Raw genomic sequence first — 14,546 nt, 5'->3', positions numbered from 1 at the left:
CGGTTGGTTCGACGCATGTCAACATAGATGCATGTCGAACACCCAGGCGCTGCCGCTGCTGGAAGCCGATGTCCCCGAGGCCGTGGCGCCGTGCTGCCCGCCCCTCACCGAGCGTCCGTTCACCGCGGATGAGGCCGAAACGGCCGCGCGGATGTTCAAGGCCCTGGGGGACCCCGTGCGGCTGCGGCTGTTCTCGGCGGTGGCCTCGCACGAGGGCGGCGAGGCGTGCGTGTGCGACATCTCCGACGTCGGCGTCTCGCAGCCGACCGTCTCCCACCACCTGAAGAAGCTGAAGGAGGCCGGGCTGCTGACCTCCGAGCGGCGCGGCACCTGGGTCTACTACCGCGTCGAGCCGTCCGTGCTGGCCGCGATGGGCAAGCTGCTGACCAGCACGTCGGCCGCGAGCTGACCGCGCCCTGCGCGAGCGCGCGCTCCAGCCGGTACGTCAGCTCTCCTGCGGTACCGCCGCAAGCCGCCGATCAAGACCCGCATCGAGGCCTTGATCGCCGAGATCGACAGCGAGCGCCGGCGCCGGCGCGGCGACTGAGACCACGCCGGCGGACGCCGTCCTCCTCAGAGACGGAAACCGAGACGACAACGCCGAAGGGCCCCACCGCAAGCGGTGGGGCCCTTCGACATCGTGCCCGGTGAGGCACTGGCGGAGGATACGAGATTCGAACTCGTGAGGGGTTGCCCCCAACACGCTTTCCAAGCGTGCGCCCTAGGCCTCTAGGCGAATCCTCCGCCAGGAACATTACATGACCGAGGGGAGTGCTCGCGAACTCGTTCCCTGCCCCCGACATCAGGTAACCTTGGCGCAGCCCCTCACGCGGCGCTATCTGACTGAACTCCCCCAGGGCCGGAAGGCAGCAAGGGTAGGTTGGCTCTGGCGGGTGCGTGGGGGGCGTTTGCGTTCCGGGCTTCTTGTGGCGGGGTCCGTTGTCAGTGGGCGCCTATAACCTCGTATGCGTGTCGTCTCTCGCTCTGTACCGCCGCTATCGTCCGGAGACCTTCGCCGAGGTCATCGGGCAGCAGCATGTCACCGACCCGTTGCAGCAGGCGCTGCGGAACAACCGGGTCAACCACGCGTACCTGTTCAGCGGGCCGCGCGGCTGTGGCAAGACGACCAGCGCGCGGATCCTGGCGCGGTGTCTGAACTGCGAGCAGGGCCCTACGCCCACGCCGTGCGGCGAGTGCCAGTCGTGTCAGGACCTCGCGCGCAACGGACCCGGTTCCATCGACGTCATCGAGATCGACGCAGCTTCCCACGGTGGCGTGGACGACGCCCGTGACCTGCGCGAAAAGGCCTTCTTCGGGCCCGCGCGCAGCCGGTACAAGATCTACATCATCGACGAGGCCCACATGGTCACGTCGGCCGGCTTCAACGCGCTGCTGAAGGTCGTCGAGGAGCCGCCGGAGCATCTCAAGTTCATCTTCGCGACCACCGAGCCCGAGAAGGTCATCGGGACCATCCGGTCGCGGACCCACCACTATCCGTTCCGGCTCGTCCCGCCCGGGACCCTGCGGGAGTACCTCGCCGAGGTGTGCCAGAAGGAGGCCATCCCGGTCGAGGACGGTGTCCTCCCGCTCGTCGTGCGGGCCGGTGGCGGATCCGTGCGTGACTCCATGTCCGTCATGGACCAGCTGCTGGCCGGTGCCGCCGAGGACGGTGTGACGTATGCCATGGCGACCGCCCTGCTCGGGTACACCGACGGCTCCCTCCTCGACTCGGTCGTCGAGGCCTTCGCCACCGGTGACGGGGCCGCGGCCTTCGAGGTCGTCGACCGTGTGATCGAGGGCGGGAACGATCCCCGCCGCTTCGTCACCGACCTGCTGGAGCGGCTGCGCGACCTGGTGATCCTCGCCGCCGTCCCGGACGCGGCGGAGAAGGGGCTCATCGACGCCCCCGCCGACGTCATCGAGCGGATGCAGGCCCAGGCGGGCACCTTCGGCGCCGCCGAGCTGAGCCGGGCCGCCGACCTCGTCAACGAGGGCTTGACCGAGATGCGCGGCGCCAACTCGCCCCGCCTCCAGCTCGAGCTGATCTGCGCCCGCGTCCTGCTCCCCGCCGCCTACGGCGACGAGCGGTCCGTCATGGCCCGCCTGGACCGGATCGAGCGCGGCGTGAACTTCTCCTCCCAGGGCCCCGCCGGCATGCCTGCCATGGGATACGTGCCGGGGCCCGAGGGACATGGGGCAGCGGCGGCCGGTCCGGTGGCCGCTCCCGTCTCGCCCGGTGGCGGCCCTGCCGCGGCCCGGGCGGCGGTCCGTGCCTCCGGAGCGCCGGGTGGCGCGGGCTCCGGGAGCCCCGGCCCCGCGAGCCCCGGCGGTGGCAGTGGAGGTCATGCGGCGGCCTCGGGCGGGCATGCGCATGCCCCCGCTGCTGCGGGCCAGGGGGCGCAGGAGCCGTCGGCGGCGGGTACGCCCGCTCCCGCCGAGCCCGCACCCACCTCCGCCCCCGCCGACGGCGGGCACGCCCAGCCCGCCCAGGCCCAGCCCGCCCAGCCGCCCCAGACACCACCCGCTCAGGCTCCCGCTCCCTCCGACACCCCCGCAGCCGCCTCCGCCCCGGCCCCCGGCGCCTGGCCCACCGCGGCCTCCGCAGGCAGCGGCCGTCGCCCCGGCGGCTGGCCCACGGCCGCCTCGGGCGCACCCGCACCCGCGTCGACCCCCCCGGCAGCGAGCACGCCCGCTCCGAGCTCCCCGGCACCCAGCACCCCACCGGCGCCGCCCTCGGGCCCGACACCGGCCGCCCCCGCCCCCGGGGGTCTCGACCCCCGCATGCTCTGGCCGAACATCCTGGAAGCCGTCAAGAACCGCCGTCGCTTCACCTGGATCCTGCTCAGCCAGAACGCCCAGGTGACCGGCTTCGACGGCACCACCCTCCAGCTCGGCTTCGTCAACGCCGGCGCGCGCGACAACTTCCTGAGCAGCGGCAGTGAGGACGTACTGCGGCAGGCGCTGGGTGAGCAGTTCAACGTCCAGTGGAAGATCGAGGCGATCGTCGACCCCTCCGGCGGCTCCGCGCCGCAGGCCCCGGGCGGCCCTTCCGGATTCGGAGGCGGCCAGGGCGGTCACGGCGGCGGCACCGGTGGCTACGGCGGCGGTGGCGGCTACAACGCCGGCGGTGGAGGCGGCGGTTACAACACCGGCACCGGCGGCGGTACGGCGACCGCCCAGCGCCCCGCCGCATCCCAGGCGACGGCCTCGTCCGCCCCGCCCCAGCAGTCGAGCGCGCCCGACCGCAGCTCGACCCCGGCCCCCGCGCCCACCGCCCCCGTACCCCAGCCCTCCGCCCCGCCGCCCCGGTCCGTCTCCGTCGAGGACGACATCCCCGAGGACGACGACCCCGACCTCGACGAGTCGGCCCTGTCCGGCCAGGAGCTGATCGTCCGGGAGCTGGGGGCGACGGTGGTGGAGGAGTTCTCGAACGAGCCCTGAGCGGCTTGGCCCCAGGAGGCCGGTGCCGGCCCCGCAAGCCCTGGCCGGGCGGGTCGCCACAACCTCATTCAGAGGAACCTCCAGTCCAAGATCCCCGCCTCCTTCGGCAGCCCGCACAAAGGGAAGCCGCCGCTTCCCGTTAGGCTGACCCCCGTGAAGGTCCTCGTCATCGGCAGCGGCGCCCGCGAACACGCCCTGTGCCACTCCCTGTCCCACGACCCCGACGTCACCGCGCTGCACTGCGCCCCCGGCAACGCCGGCATCGCCGAGGTCGCCGAGCTGCACCAGGTCGACGCCCTGGACGGCGCTGCCGTCACCGCGCTGGCCACGCGGCTCGGCGCGGACCTGGTGGTCGTCGGCCCGGAGGCGCCGCTGGTCGCCGGTGTCGCCGACGCCGTCCGCGAGGCCGGCATCCCGGTCTTCGGCCCGTCCGGGCAGGCCGCCCGGCTCGAGGGCTCGAAGGCCTTCGCGAAGGACGTCATGGCGACGGCCGAGGTGCCCACGGCGCGGTCGTACGTCTGCACGACCCCCGAGGAGGTCGACACGGCCCTCGACGCCTTCGGAGCCCCGTACGTCGTCAAGGACGACGGGCTCGCCGCCGGCAAGGGCGTCGTCGTCACCGACGACCTGGAGGCGGCCAAGGCCCACGCCGCCGCCTGCGAGCGCGTGGTCATCGAGGAGTACCTCGACGGCCCCGAGGTCTCCCTGTTCGCCGTCACCGACGGTGAGACGGTCGTGCCGCTCCAGCCCGCCCAGGACTTCAAGCGCGCGCTGGACGGCGACGAGGGCCCCAACACCGGCGGCATGGGGGCGTACTCCCCGCTGCCGTGGGCCGACCCGAAGCTGGTCGACGAGGTGATGCAGACCGTCCTCCAGCCGACCGTGGACGAGATGAAGCGCCGCGGCACGCCGTTCTCCGGGCTGCTCTACGCCGGACTCGCGATCACCTCCCGCGGCGTACGCGTGATCGAGTTCAACGCACGCTTCGGCGACCCCGAGACCCAGGTCGTCCTGGCCCGGCTGAAGACCCCGCTGGCCGGTCTCCTCATGGCCGCGGCCACGGGCAACCTCGCCCACCTGGAGCCGCTGCGCTGGAGCGACGACGCGGCCGTCACCGTGGTCATCGCCTCGCACAACTACCCCGGCACCCCGCGCACCGGCGACCCGATCACCGGTCTCGACGAGGTCGCCGCGCAGGACGCCCCGCACGCGTACGTGCTGCACGCCGGCACCAAGCGCGACGGTGACGCGATCGTCAGCGCGGGCGGCCGCGTCCTGTCCGTCACGGCCACCGGCAAGGACCTCACCGAGGCCCGCGACCGCGCCTACACGGCCGTCGGCCGCATCCGCCTCGACGGTTCCCAGCACCGCACGGACATCGCCGCGAAGGCGGCAGGGGCGTAACCGGCAGCCCTGCCGCCCCCGGCGACCTGCCGCCACCCGGCACCCCGCCGCCACCCGGTAACCCCGGATCCCGGCGTCACCGCCACCCGGCGTCACCACCACTCGTCAACCCCGCCACCCGGCATCACACCAACGCGGGAAACCGACCCGCTCGGTGAACCTCACAGGCCCCGGATCCGTCTCAGGATCCGGGGCTTGAAGTTTTCGGTATGCCGGGCCCGATCCTCGCTGTCCGTCATCCACCTCTCCCCAAAGCCATTCCATCGAGTGACCGATGGCCTATCCGGCTGACGGGGGGCGGAGCCCCAACTAGGGTGCGGCGCAAGCTTTCCGGCACTTGGCTCACCGGCATTGCGATGTCGGTGGCGGGTGCCACAGTGGGGGAGTGAGCAAGGACAGCGTCAGGTCAACGGGGAGGGGGTGAGGTCGGTCGTGACCGGAATGGGTGTGGAGGCAGGAGCGCAGGCCGCGCGGTCACGGGCGCTCGTCGTGCTGCGCATGCGCAGCCGCGCGCTGGCCGTCGCTCTGCTGCCCGCCGCCGTCGCCGTGATCCTGCTCGCGGGCGCCGCCACCGGCCGCCTCGTCGGCCCCGGCTGGGACGCCGCCCGCTGGATCCTGACGCCGGTCGCGGTTGTCGTGCTGCTCGCCGCCGCGGGTATCGCCCTGGTCGTCGCCCGGGCCCGCCCGGCCATGAGCCCGACCATCCCGGTCACGGAGGAGGCGGCCCCCGACCTGTACCGGTTGATGCGCGATCTCGCCGACCGGCTCGACGTCCCCGCGCCCTCCGCGATAGCGCTCACGCCGGACTGCGACAGCTGGCTGGAGGACCGCACGCACCGCGCCCACGGCCCACCCCCCGCCGAGGAACACGACGACATAGCGGGCGGCGGGAGACATACGCACCGCCGTGACGCGGTCGCGCCGGTCCTCGTCATCGGCTCGCCCTTCCTGTGGTGGATGCGGGTCGGCGAGCTGCGCGCGGTCCTCGCCCCGGTCGTCGCCGGTACGGGCCCCTCGGCGCACCCGGACATAGCCGCCGCCCGGCGCTTCGTCCGGGGTCTGGACGCCGCGGTGGCCGTGGCCTCCTCGCCGCACCGCGGGCCGGTGGCACGAGCCGTGCTGGCCGGTGTCGGCTGGGTCGCCCGGCTTCTGCTGCGCAGTTGCCGAGTGCACGCCGCCGAGATGGAGCGGGGCGTGGCGGCCGCGGCCGCGGAGCGTGCACAGGCTGTGGATTACGGACTGCGGATCGTCGCCCAGGAGCAGGTGGGCCTGGCGTACGCCGGCTGGGACCGGCTGCTGACCCGGGTCGCGCTGCCCGCCTGGCGGATGGGCCGCTGGCCGTCCCGGCTGGACGCCGGTGTGGTGGCGGCGCTCACGGAGCTGTCCCGGCGCGACCGCCTGGCCGAGGGCTTCGCGTCCCGTCTCGGCGAGCGGCCCGCCTGCGATCTGCTGGAGGAGCCGGGCGCGGTCGACGAGGCCGCCTCCCTCCTCGCCGCCCGCCTCTTCCACGGCGGCCCCGCGGGGGCCGGGCCCGACTGGTCGCCGGTGGGCTGGAGCGAGTATCCGGACGAGGTCGTGGACCGCAAGTGGCGCATAGACGCGGCCCGTCTCCACCGCGTCCTGGACGCCATGGGTGTCCGCCCGGCCCCGGGGAGTGCGGCCCCGAACACCGGTGGCCCGACCCTGTCCCGCGTCCTCGACCACCTGACGGGCGAAGCGGATGACCTGACGGGCCGGGCGGACCGTCTGACGGACAGAGCGGACCACCTGACGGACAGAGCCGGAGAAACCCCCTTCACCGCTCGAAGCCCCGAACCACCCCCTGACGACGAAGAAGACCTCTCCGGCACCACCCCCCGCAGCGCCACCCTCGCCGCCCGGCTCAGCGCCGAACTGTCCCGCGAGGAGGCCACCGCGACGCCGAGCCCGTCGGCCACCGCCCCCTTCACCCCGGCCTCCTCGGCCACCGGCTCGCCGGCCACCCCGGACCCCGCCGCCCTCTGGGACGACCGGACCCTCCCCCTCTTCCCCCTCCAGCCCCCGCGGACCGCCCGTGAACTGCTCGCCGATCACCTCACGGCGATGATCTGCTGCGCCGCGATGGACACCGCGGGTGCGACACCGGGCCTGGACTGGCTGGACGGCCCGACCCTCCTCCACAACGGCGAACGCACCGCCGACCTCGCACCCAAGATCCTCACCCTGATCGAGGACGGCGACTCCACGCCCCTGCGGTCCTGGCTGGCCGAGCTGGGGATACGCCCCGAGAAGCCGGTCCGGCTCGTCTGACCGCCGGAGCACCCACTTCCGCTTCTGGCCAATTCGAAACGAACAGTAACGAAGTGCGCGCATTATGTGATGTGCTTGGACCGTTCGCGCGCATGGCAAGGGCTTGCGACATACGACAAACACATAAGCGTGACGCAACCGCACAGCCCCCGGAGCACGGCACAGGCCGCAGAAGACCGCACAGGCGCAGACACCGCACACACCACAGCACGCACCACCACGGGGGCGAAGGGGAGGGGAAGCGACCATGGGTTCGGAGCAGATCCGCCGCTGGGAGTCGGGAGCGCTGGCGCACGCCGTGACGGATCCCTTCGGGCTGGGCCCCGTTCCGTGGCTGCGCGGAAACGTGACGTACTTCGACGACACCGGCCAGGTCGTCCCCTGGTACGTGGACCCGGACCCGGCCCACGCCCCGAAGAAGGGCAGCCGCTCCGGCGGCCCCCGCGCGGCCGACGACGTCCACCGCCAGATCAAGGGCTTCACCTCCACCGGCGCGGTCGCGCCTGGCGAGGCCATCGACTTCCACATCACCGTCGACCCGCCGCAGGAGTTCGGCGTCGACATCTACCGCATCGGCCACTACGGCGGTGACGGCGCCGCGAAGATCACCACGAGCCCGCGCCTGTCCGGCATCGTGCAGCCCCCGCCGCTCACGGCGGACCGTACGGTCTCCTGCCACCACTGGTGGCTGTCCTGGCGGCTCCAGGTCCCGTCGTACTGGAACATCGGGGCGTACGTCGCCGTCCTCACCACCGCCGGCGGCTACCGCTCGCACGTCCCCTTCACGGTCCGCCACGACCAGCCCGCCGACCTGCTCCTCGTCCTGCCCGACATCACCTGGCAGGCGTACAACCTCTACCCGGAGGACGGCCGTACCGGTGCCAGCCTCTACCACGCCTGGGACGAGAAGGGCCGCTTACTGGGCGAGGCCGACGCGGCCACCACGGTCTCCTTCGACCGCCCGTACGCGGGCGCCGGCCTCCCCATGCACATCGGCCACGCCTACGACTTCATCCGCTGGGCCGAGCGCTACGGTTACGACGTCGCCTACGCCACCGCCGGTGACCTGCACGCGGGCCGCGTCGACCCCGCCCGCTACCGCGGCCTGGTCTTCCCGGGCCACGACGAGTACTGGTCGGCCCCGATGCGCGGTGCCGTGGAACTCGCCCGCGACGCCGGCACCTCGCTCGTCTTCCTCTCCGCGAATTCCATGTACTGGCAGGTGGAACTGGGCCCCTCCCCGTCCGGCGTCCCCGACCGCCTGCTGACCTGCCGCAAGCGCAGGGGTCCGGGCAAGCCGGTGCTGTGGCGGGAGATCGACCGGGCGGAGCAGCAGCTCATCGGCATCCAGTACGCCGGGCCCGTCCCCGAGCCGCATCCGCTGATCGTGCGCAACGCCGGCCACTGGCTGTGGGAGGCGACCGGGGCGCACGAGGGGGACGAGATCGAGGGCCTGGTGGTGGGCGAGGCGGACCGCTACTACCCGCGCACCCCGCTGCCCGAGCACGAGGAGCGGGTGCTGCTCGCCCACTCGCCGTACACCGACAAGGAGGGCGCGTCGCGCCACCAGGAGACGTCGCTGTACCGCGCCCCCTCCGGCGCCTGGGTCTTCGCATCCGGAACGTTCGCCTGGACCCCGGCCCTGGACCGGCCCGGCCACGTCGACGCCCGCATCCAGCGGGCGACCGCAAACCTCCTGGACCGCATCTGCAAACGCGACTGACCCACTGTCCGGGATCAGCCCCGCATACGGGAGAATCAACCCCATTGGACAGAACCACGGGGAGGAACCGTGTCCGGATTCGTAGAGAAGCCCGAGCCGATCCAGGTTCCGGGCCTGGTGCACCTGCACACCGGAAAGGTGCGCGAGCTGTACCAGAACGAGGCGGGCGACCTCGTGATGGTCGCCAGCGACCGCATCTCCGCCTTCGACTGGGTGCTGCCGACCGAGATCCCCGACAAGGGCCGGGTCCTCACGCAGCTCTCCCTGTGGTGGTTCGACCAGCTGGCGGACCTGGTCCCCAATCACGTCCTGAGCACGGACCTGCCCGCGGGCGCCCCCGCCGACTGGGCGGGGCGCACGCTCGTCTGCAAGTCGCTCCAGATGGTGCCCGTGGAGTGCGTGGCCCGCGGCTACCTGACCGGCTCGGGCCTGGTCGAGTACAACGAGTCCCGCACGGTCTGCGGCCTCGCCCTCCCGGAGGGCCTGGTCGACGGCAGCGAACTCCCCGCCCCGATCTTCACCCCGGCCACCAAGGCCGCCGTCGGCGAGCACGACGAGAACGTCTCCTACGAGGAGGTCGCCCGCCAGGTCGGCGCCGACACCGCCGCCCGGCTGCGCCAGGCGACCCTCGCCGTCTACTCCCGCGGCCGGGACATCGCCCGCGACCGGGGCATCATCCTCGCGGACACGAAGTTCGAGTTCGGCTTCGACGGCGACTCCCTGGTCCTCGCGGACGAGGTCCTCACCGCGGACTCCTCCCGCTTCTGGCCGGCCGACCAGTGGCAGCCGGGCCGCGCGCAGCCGTCGTACGACAAGCAGTACGTCCGCGACTGGCTGACCTCGGCGGAGTCCGGCTGGGACCGCAAGAGCGAGCAGCCGCCGCCCGCGCTGCCGCAGGAGGTCGTCGAGGCCACTCGCGCCAAATACGTGGAGGCGTACGAGCGCCTGACCGGCACGAGCTGGTCGTAGGACGCCGGACCTAGGACACAGAGAAGCCCCCCGGCCGGAACCGGGGGGCTTCTCGCTGGAGCGAACGACGAGGTTCGAACTCGCGACCTCAACCTTGGCAAGGTTGCGCTCTACCAACTGAGCTACGTTCGCATGCGCCGTGGCGCGAGAACCACTATACCCAACCTCGCTCCCGCGCGAGCCGCACCGCGGCATGCCGGTTCTCCGCCCCGAGCTTCGACACGGCCGACGACAGGTAGTTCCGGACGGTCCCCTGCGACAGCGCGGCCCGCTCGGCGATCTCCGCCACGGGCGCACCGTCGGCGGCGAGTTCCAGCACCTCGGCCTCCCGGGCGGTCAGCGGCGAGTCCCCGGCGGCGATCGCGTCGGCGGCCAACTCCGGGTCGACATACCGGTTCCCGGCGTGCACGGTGCGGATGAGCTCCGCGAGCCGCTGCGCACTCACGGTCTTCGGCACGAACCCCCGCACCCCGGCCTCCAGCGCCCGTTTGAGATGCCCGGGCCGCCCGTGGCTGGTGACGATGAGCACCTTGCAGCCGGGCAGTTCGGTGCGCAGGGATGTGGCGACCTTCACACCGTCGGCGCCGGGCATCTCGAGATCCAGTACGGCGACGTCGGGCTTGTGGGCCCGGGCCATCGCCAGCGCCTCCGGCCCGGTGGCCGCCTCGGCGACGACCATGAGGTCTTCCTCCAGCGACAGCAGCGCGGCGAGCGCCCCCCGGATCAGGTGCTCGTCATCGGCGAGCAGCAGCCGCACGGGCTCGGCGGCCGTCATGGCGTGACCTCACTCACGGTTCGCACAACGGCGACGGACTCGGAACGGGCGGGCACCGACGGCAGCGGAATCTCCGCCGTCAGCCGGAAGAGCCCCTTGCCCGCGGGTCCGGCCTCCAGGGTCCCGTCGATCTCCGCCAGCCGCTCCCGCAGCCCGGCGATCCCGGAGCCGGACGAGCCGGACGAGCCGGAGGGCCCGCCCCCGGCCTCGGTGACCCCGTCGTTCTCCACGGACAACACCACGCGCCCCTCAGACATCCGCAGCCTCACCGCACACCGCCGTGCGTCCCCGTGCCGCAGGACGTTCGTCGCGGCCTCCCGGACCACCCACCCCAGGGCGGACTGCACCGCGACCGGCAGCCCCGCCGCCGTCGCCCCGCCCACCGTGCAGTCGATACCGGCCGCGGTCAGCACGCCCTGCGCACCGGCGAGTTCCGAGGCGAGGTCGGCCTCCCGGTAGCCCCGGACGACCTCGCGGACCTCCCGCTGCGACTCCTGCGCGAGCCGCTGCACCTCGACCATCTGCGCCACGGCTTCCGGCCGGTCCCGCTGGGCGAGCTGCACGGCCAGTTCGCTCTTGAGCGCGATGACGGCGAGGTTCCGCCCCATGACGTCGTGCAGGTCCCGCCCGAACCTCAGCCGCTCCTCGGCGACGGCGAGCCGGGCCCGGGTCTCGCGGGCCTCGTCGAGTTCGTAGACGATGTTGAGCAGCCACACCGAGACGACGGCCGTGAAGGCGAGGATCCCGCCGCCGAACAGCACCATCGTCGACGCGAAGAGCGATTCGCCCACCGGGGCACCCCGAGTGAACGCCACGACGAAAGAGCCCGCGGCGAAGGCTGCGGGGATCGCGAACACGCGCCGCCGCCCGCGTACGCCGAGCGCGATGATGCCGGTCCCGATGACGATGACGGCCCCGAACGTCCCGCCCGCAGCGGCGTCCACGCTCTCGCGGTCCGGTCCGCCGTCCGCGATGCCCATCGCGGAGAGGCCGACCGCGGAGGTGACGGCGGCCAGCGTCCACAACAGCCGGACGGGCTGGGGCCGCCTGCCGCGCGTCCAGTCCAGTGCCCGCGACACGGTGACGAAGCAGACCCCGACGTGCACAGCCACCGTCAGCAGCAGCACGGCCCCGGGCCACACCCCCACCGGGACAGCCATGATCCCGATCGTGACGAACTCGACCACCGCGAAGGAGTGGAACGACCACCGGGTGTACGTCTCGACCTTCTCCGGCTTGCTCTGCCGCCGCCACCACCTGCCCGGCCCGCGCATCAGCCCGTCACTCCCCCTCCGGTCAACGCCGCGGTTCCCAGCGGAACCACCGTCGTACAGCAAACACGGCGATGACGATCCAGGCCACCGCCGTCGCGACGGCGCCCAGCGCCTCGTACGCCGACAGGTCGCCGGTCCAGCCGCCGCGCACCAGGGTGACGACGGGCGTCAGCGGCAGCAGTTCGCAGACGGAGGCCACCCGGTCGGGCAACAGCTCCAGCGGGAAGAGCATGCCGGAGCCCATCATCGAGACGATCATCAGCGGCATGGGCGTGACCTGGGCGCTCTCGCCGGTCCGGGTGAAACTCGCGGTGGCGGCGGCGAGCGCGGCGCACATCACGAGCCCCAACAGCAGGCCGACGACGGCCAGATGGGGCGCGGACGGCGCGGACAGATCCAGCAGGGCCGAGCAGGCCACCGCCAGCACCAGGCATTGCACGAGCCCGGTGAGAACGGCCGGCAGCGCTGAACCGGCCAGGATCTCGACGTCCCGCAGCTCACCGGTGCGCAGCCGCTTGAGGACGAGTTCCTCACGCCGGACGACGAGGGCGCCGACGAGCACCGAGTAGACGGCGAACAGCAGGGAGAAGCCGACCGAGGCGGGCAGCACCAGGGTGCCGGTGTTCAGCCCGACTTCGGCGAGGTCCATCTCCTTGGACAGCTGCGATGTGCTGACCGGCAGCACCAGCGGTGCGAACAGCGCGGCGACGAGCGCGCCCTTGGTCCGCCCGAGCAGGGTCATCTCGGCACGGGCGAGAGCCGTCATCCGGCTCAGTGGAGTAGTCATCGCCGGCGTCGGCCGGGTCGTCGTGCGGGTGGCGCTCATGCCGCGTACTCCTTCGTCGTCGTGGCCCGCTCGCCGGAGGCCTCCCGGGCGATCCCGAGGAACGCCTCCTCCAAGGAGGCCGACCGCACGTCCAGGCGGCGCAGTTCCACCTGGGCCTGCGCGGCCCACATCAGCAGCCCGGTGGCCGTCCGCTGCAGTTCATGGGTGCGGAGCCGGATGATCCGGCCGTCGGTCTCGTGTCCGGTCACGCCCAGCTCGCCGAGCGGCGGGAGATCGCCGGCGAAGTAACCCTCGGGCAGCTCGAAGGAGATCCGCGAGGGTTCGGCGGCGGTCACCTCGGCCGGGGTCCCGGTGTTGGCGATGCGTCCCTCGTGCATGATCGCCAGCCGGTCGGCGAGGTTCTCCGCCTCCTCCAGGTAGTGCGTGGTCAGCAGCACCGTCGTACCGCCGTCGCGCAGCGCGCTCACCAGCTCCCAGGTGTCGCGGCGGCCCTCCGCGTCGAGGCCGGTGGTCGGCTCGTCCAGGAAGAGCACTTCGGGGTCGCCGAGCAGGGCGAGCGCCAGATCCAGCCGGCGCCGCTGGCCGCCGGACAACTGCTTGACCCGGGTGCCGGCCTTCGACTCCAGCCCGACCAGCGCCAGGACCTCCGCCGGTGGCCTGGCCCCGCTCACACACCCCGCCCACATCCGCGCGGTCTCCGCGACGGTCAGCTCGGACGGGAAGCCGCCTTCCTGGAGCATCACGCCGGTGCGGGGCCGTACGAGGGCCCGGTCGGTGTACGGGTCGTGCCCGAGGACCCGCACCCGGCCGTCGGCCGGTGCCGCGAGTCCCTCCAGCACTTCCACGGTCGACGTCTTGCCCGCGCCGTTGGTGCCCAGCAGGGCGAAGATCTCCCCGCGCCGTACGGAAAAGCTGATTCCGCTTACCGCCTCGAACCCGCCCCCGTACACACGCCGCAGGTCAGTGACCTCAATCACGTGTTCGTGTCCGTTGTTTTCCATGCCCTCAGCGTCCCGGCCGCGCGGCCCCGGGAGCAGTGCGCGCTGTCATCACTCGGCATGACAAATGTCAGAAGCAGGGATCAAGAACGGGGGACGGAAACACGAAGAAGACCCCGGTCCATCAGGACCGGGGTCTCATTCCCGAGCGGACGACGAGGCTCGAACTCGCGACCTCAACCTTGGCAAGGTTGCGCTCTACCAACTGAGCTACGTCCGCATTTGCTCCCGACCGGCTCTCACCGATCGGTGCGGGCACCAGCCTACCTGATCCACAAGAGTGGTCGGTACTGGCGATGCAGAGCGGGTGACAGGAATCGCACACTGCGCCTTCCCCCTGGAAGGGGGATGTTCTACTACTGAACTACACCCGCATGTTTCCGTGAGCTGGGCCTTTCGGCCTCGCCCCTCGGCGTGCTCCAGACTCTAGCTGATCAGCCGGGGTGCTGCGCAAGTCGGTTGCCGCGAGGGGCGGGTGACCGGTCGTCCGCCCGGCCTCACCGGGCCGTCACTGCGCGGCGGTGAACGCCTCGTAGACCCTCTTGGGGATGCGCCCGCGCGCGGGGACCTCCATCTTGTGCGCCTGGGCCCAGGCCCGCACGGCCGACGGGTCGGGGGCGACCTCCGTCTGCCGGTAGGCCCTGCCCGAGCGGGACCGCTTGCGGCCGGCCTCCACGTAGGGCGCGAGCGCCTTCCGCAGTTCACCGGCATTGACTTCGTTCAGGTCGATCTCGTACGACTTGCCGTCCAGTCCGAAGGCGATCGTTTCCGCCGCTTCCGAGCCGTCGATGTCGTCAAAGAGAGTGACCACGACCTTCTGCGCCACGAATATCGGTCCCTTCCTGCGGCACTTGCCAATTCATTTCTACAGTGCCTGACAATGCAA

Annotated in this window: 11 protein-coding genes, 4 tRNA genes and 1 other RNA gene; 7 read left to right on the top strand and 9 right to left on the bottom strand. The window is 72.3% G+C overall.

The features are described 5' to 3' along the window. Positions 1–31 precede the first annotated feature (31 nt). Positions 32–409 (top strand): ArsR/SmtB family transcription factor, encoded by a 378-nt coding sequence (locus tag CP976_RS21200; protein WP_086847476.1) that lies wholly within the window; start codon positions 32–34, stop codon positions 407–409. Between the two features lie 247 nt (positions 410–656). Here CP976_RS21200 and CP976_RS21195 read toward each other — a convergent pair. Continuing rightward, a tRNA-Ser gene (locus CP976_RS21195) sits at positions 657–744 on the bottom strand. A gap of 72 nt (positions 745–816) precedes the next feature. Here CP976_RS21195 and ffs point away from each other — a divergent pair. The 6 genes from ffs to CP976_RS21160 all read left to right on the top strand — a co-directional run bounded on the left by ffs (position 817) and on the right by CP976_RS21160 (position 9,826). Further along, positions 817–915, top strand: an RNA gene (gene ffs, locus CP976_RS21190) — signal recognition particle sRNA small type. A 54-nt stretch (positions 916–969) separates the two neighbouring features. Further along, positions 970–3,441, top strand: a complete 2,472-nt coding sequence (locus CP976_RS21185; protein ID WP_150481798.1) for a DNA polymerase III subunit gamma and tau — start codon at positions 970–972, stop codon at positions 3,439–3,441. A gap of 153 nt (positions 3,442–3,594) precedes the next feature. Continuing rightward, positions 3,595–4,845, top strand: coding sequence for a phosphoribosylamine--glycine ligase (gene purD / locus CP976_RS21180; RefSeq protein ID WP_150481797.1), 1,251 nt, complete (start codon positions 3,595–3,597; stop codon positions 4,843–4,845). A gap of 441 nt (positions 4,846–5,286) precedes the next feature. Next, the gene (locus CP976_RS21175) at positions 5,287–7,134 is read left to right on the top strand and encodes a M48 family metalloprotease (RefSeq protein WP_190146875.1); all 1,848 of its coding nucleotides are present in this window, start codon (positions 5,287–5,289) and stop codon (positions 7,132–7,134) included. Between the two features lie 247 nt (positions 7,135–7,381). After that, positions 7,382–8,857: a N,N-dimethylformamidase beta subunit family domain-containing protein gene (locus tag CP976_RS21165; RefSeq protein WP_150481795.1), complete on the top strand. Its 1,476-nt coding sequence runs from the start codon at positions 7,382–7,384 to the stop codon at positions 8,855–8,857. Positions 8,858–8,926: 69 nt separating this feature from the next. Continuing rightward, positions 8,927–9,826: a phosphoribosylaminoimidazolesuccinocarboxamide synthase gene (locus CP976_RS21160; RefSeq protein ID WP_150481794.1), complete on the top strand. Its 900-nt coding sequence runs from the start codon at positions 8,927–8,929 to the stop codon at positions 9,824–9,826. 56 nt (positions 9,827–9,882) lie between these two features. Here CP976_RS21160 and CP976_RS21155 read toward each other — a convergent pair. The 8 genes from CP976_RS21155 to CP976_RS21120 form a co-directional block, all read right to left on the bottom strand. Then, a tRNA-Gly gene (locus CP976_RS21155) sits at positions 9,883–9,958 on the bottom strand. 22 nt (positions 9,959–9,980) lie between these two features. Beyond that, positions 9,981–10,601 carry a response regulator transcription factor gene (locus CP976_RS21150; protein WP_150481793.1) on the bottom strand — a complete coding sequence of 207 codons (621 nt, stop codon included), beginning with the start codon at positions 10,599–10,601 and terminating at the stop codon, positions 9,981–9,983. Beyond that, on the bottom strand, positions 10,598–11,875 hold the full coding sequence (locus tag CP976_RS21145; RefSeq protein ID WP_150481792.1) for a sensor histidine kinase: 1,278 nt from the start codon (positions 11,873–11,875) through the stop codon (positions 10,598–10,600). The genes CP976_RS21150 and CP976_RS21145 overlap by 4 nt, the downstream gene beginning before the upstream one ends. Before the next feature lie 22 nt (positions 11,876–11,897). After that, positions 11,898–12,701, bottom strand: a complete 804-nt coding sequence (locus tag CP976_RS21140; protein WP_150481791.1) for an ABC transporter permease — start codon at positions 12,699–12,701, stop codon at positions 11,898–11,900. Further along, positions 12,698–13,663, bottom strand: coding sequence for an ABC transporter ATP-binding protein (locus tag CP976_RS21135; protein WP_150481790.1), 966 nt, complete (start codon positions 13,661–13,663; stop codon positions 12,698–12,700). Before CP976_RS21135 ends, CP976_RS21140 begins: the two co-directional genes overlap by 4 nt. A 144-nt stretch (positions 13,664–13,807) precedes the next feature. Continuing rightward, positions 13,808–13,880, bottom strand: a tRNA-Gly gene (locus CP976_RS21130). 82 nt (positions 13,881–13,962) lie between these two features. Beyond that, positions 13,963–14,034 (bottom strand) — tRNA-Gly (locus CP976_RS21125). Between the two features lie 134 nt (positions 14,035–14,168). Next, on the bottom strand, positions 14,169–14,486 hold the full coding sequence (locus CP976_RS21120; RefSeq protein ID WP_086601717.1) for a histone-like nucleoid-structuring protein Lsr2: 318 nt from the start codon (positions 14,484–14,486) through the stop codon (positions 14,169–14,171). Positions 14,487–14,546 lie beyond the last annotated feature (60 nt).

The organism is Streptomyces coeruleorubidus (assembly GCF_008705135.1).
GTDB lineage: Bacteria > Actinomycetota > Actinomycetes > Streptomycetales > Streptomycetaceae > Streptomyces > Streptomyces coeruleofuscus.
Note: the sequence above shows the minus strand (reverse complement) of the source record. Positions and strands in the feature narration are given on the sequence as shown.

Coding starts and splice junctions, on each gene's coding strand:
- CP976_RS21175 (WP_190146875.1), top strand. CDS start 5,287: ATGGGTGTGGAGGCAGGAGCGCAGGCCGCGCGGTCACGGGCGCTCGTC.
- CP976_RS21150 (WP_150481793.1), bottom strand. CDS start 10,601: ATGACGGCCGCCGAGCCCGTGCGGCTGCTGCTCGCCGATGACGAGCAC.
- CP976_RS21200 (WP_086847476.1), top strand. CDS start 32: ATGTCGAACACCCAGGCGCTGCCGCTGCTGGAAGCCGATGTCCCCGAG.
- CP976_RS21140 (WP_150481791.1), bottom strand. CDS start 12,701: ATGAGCGCCACCCGCACGACGACCCGGCCGACGCCGGCGATGACTACT.
- CP976_RS21165 (WP_150481795.1), top strand. CDS start 7,382: ATGGGTTCGGAGCAGATCCGCCGCTGGGAGTCGGGAGCGCTGGCGCAC.
- CP976_RS21135 (WP_150481790.1), bottom strand. CDS start 13,663: ATGGAAAACAACGGACACGAACACGTGATTGAGGTCACTGACCTGCGG.
- CP976_RS21145 (WP_150481792.1), bottom strand. CDS start 11,875: ATGCGCGGGCCGGGCAGGTGGTGGCGGCGGCAGAGCAAGCCGGAGAAG.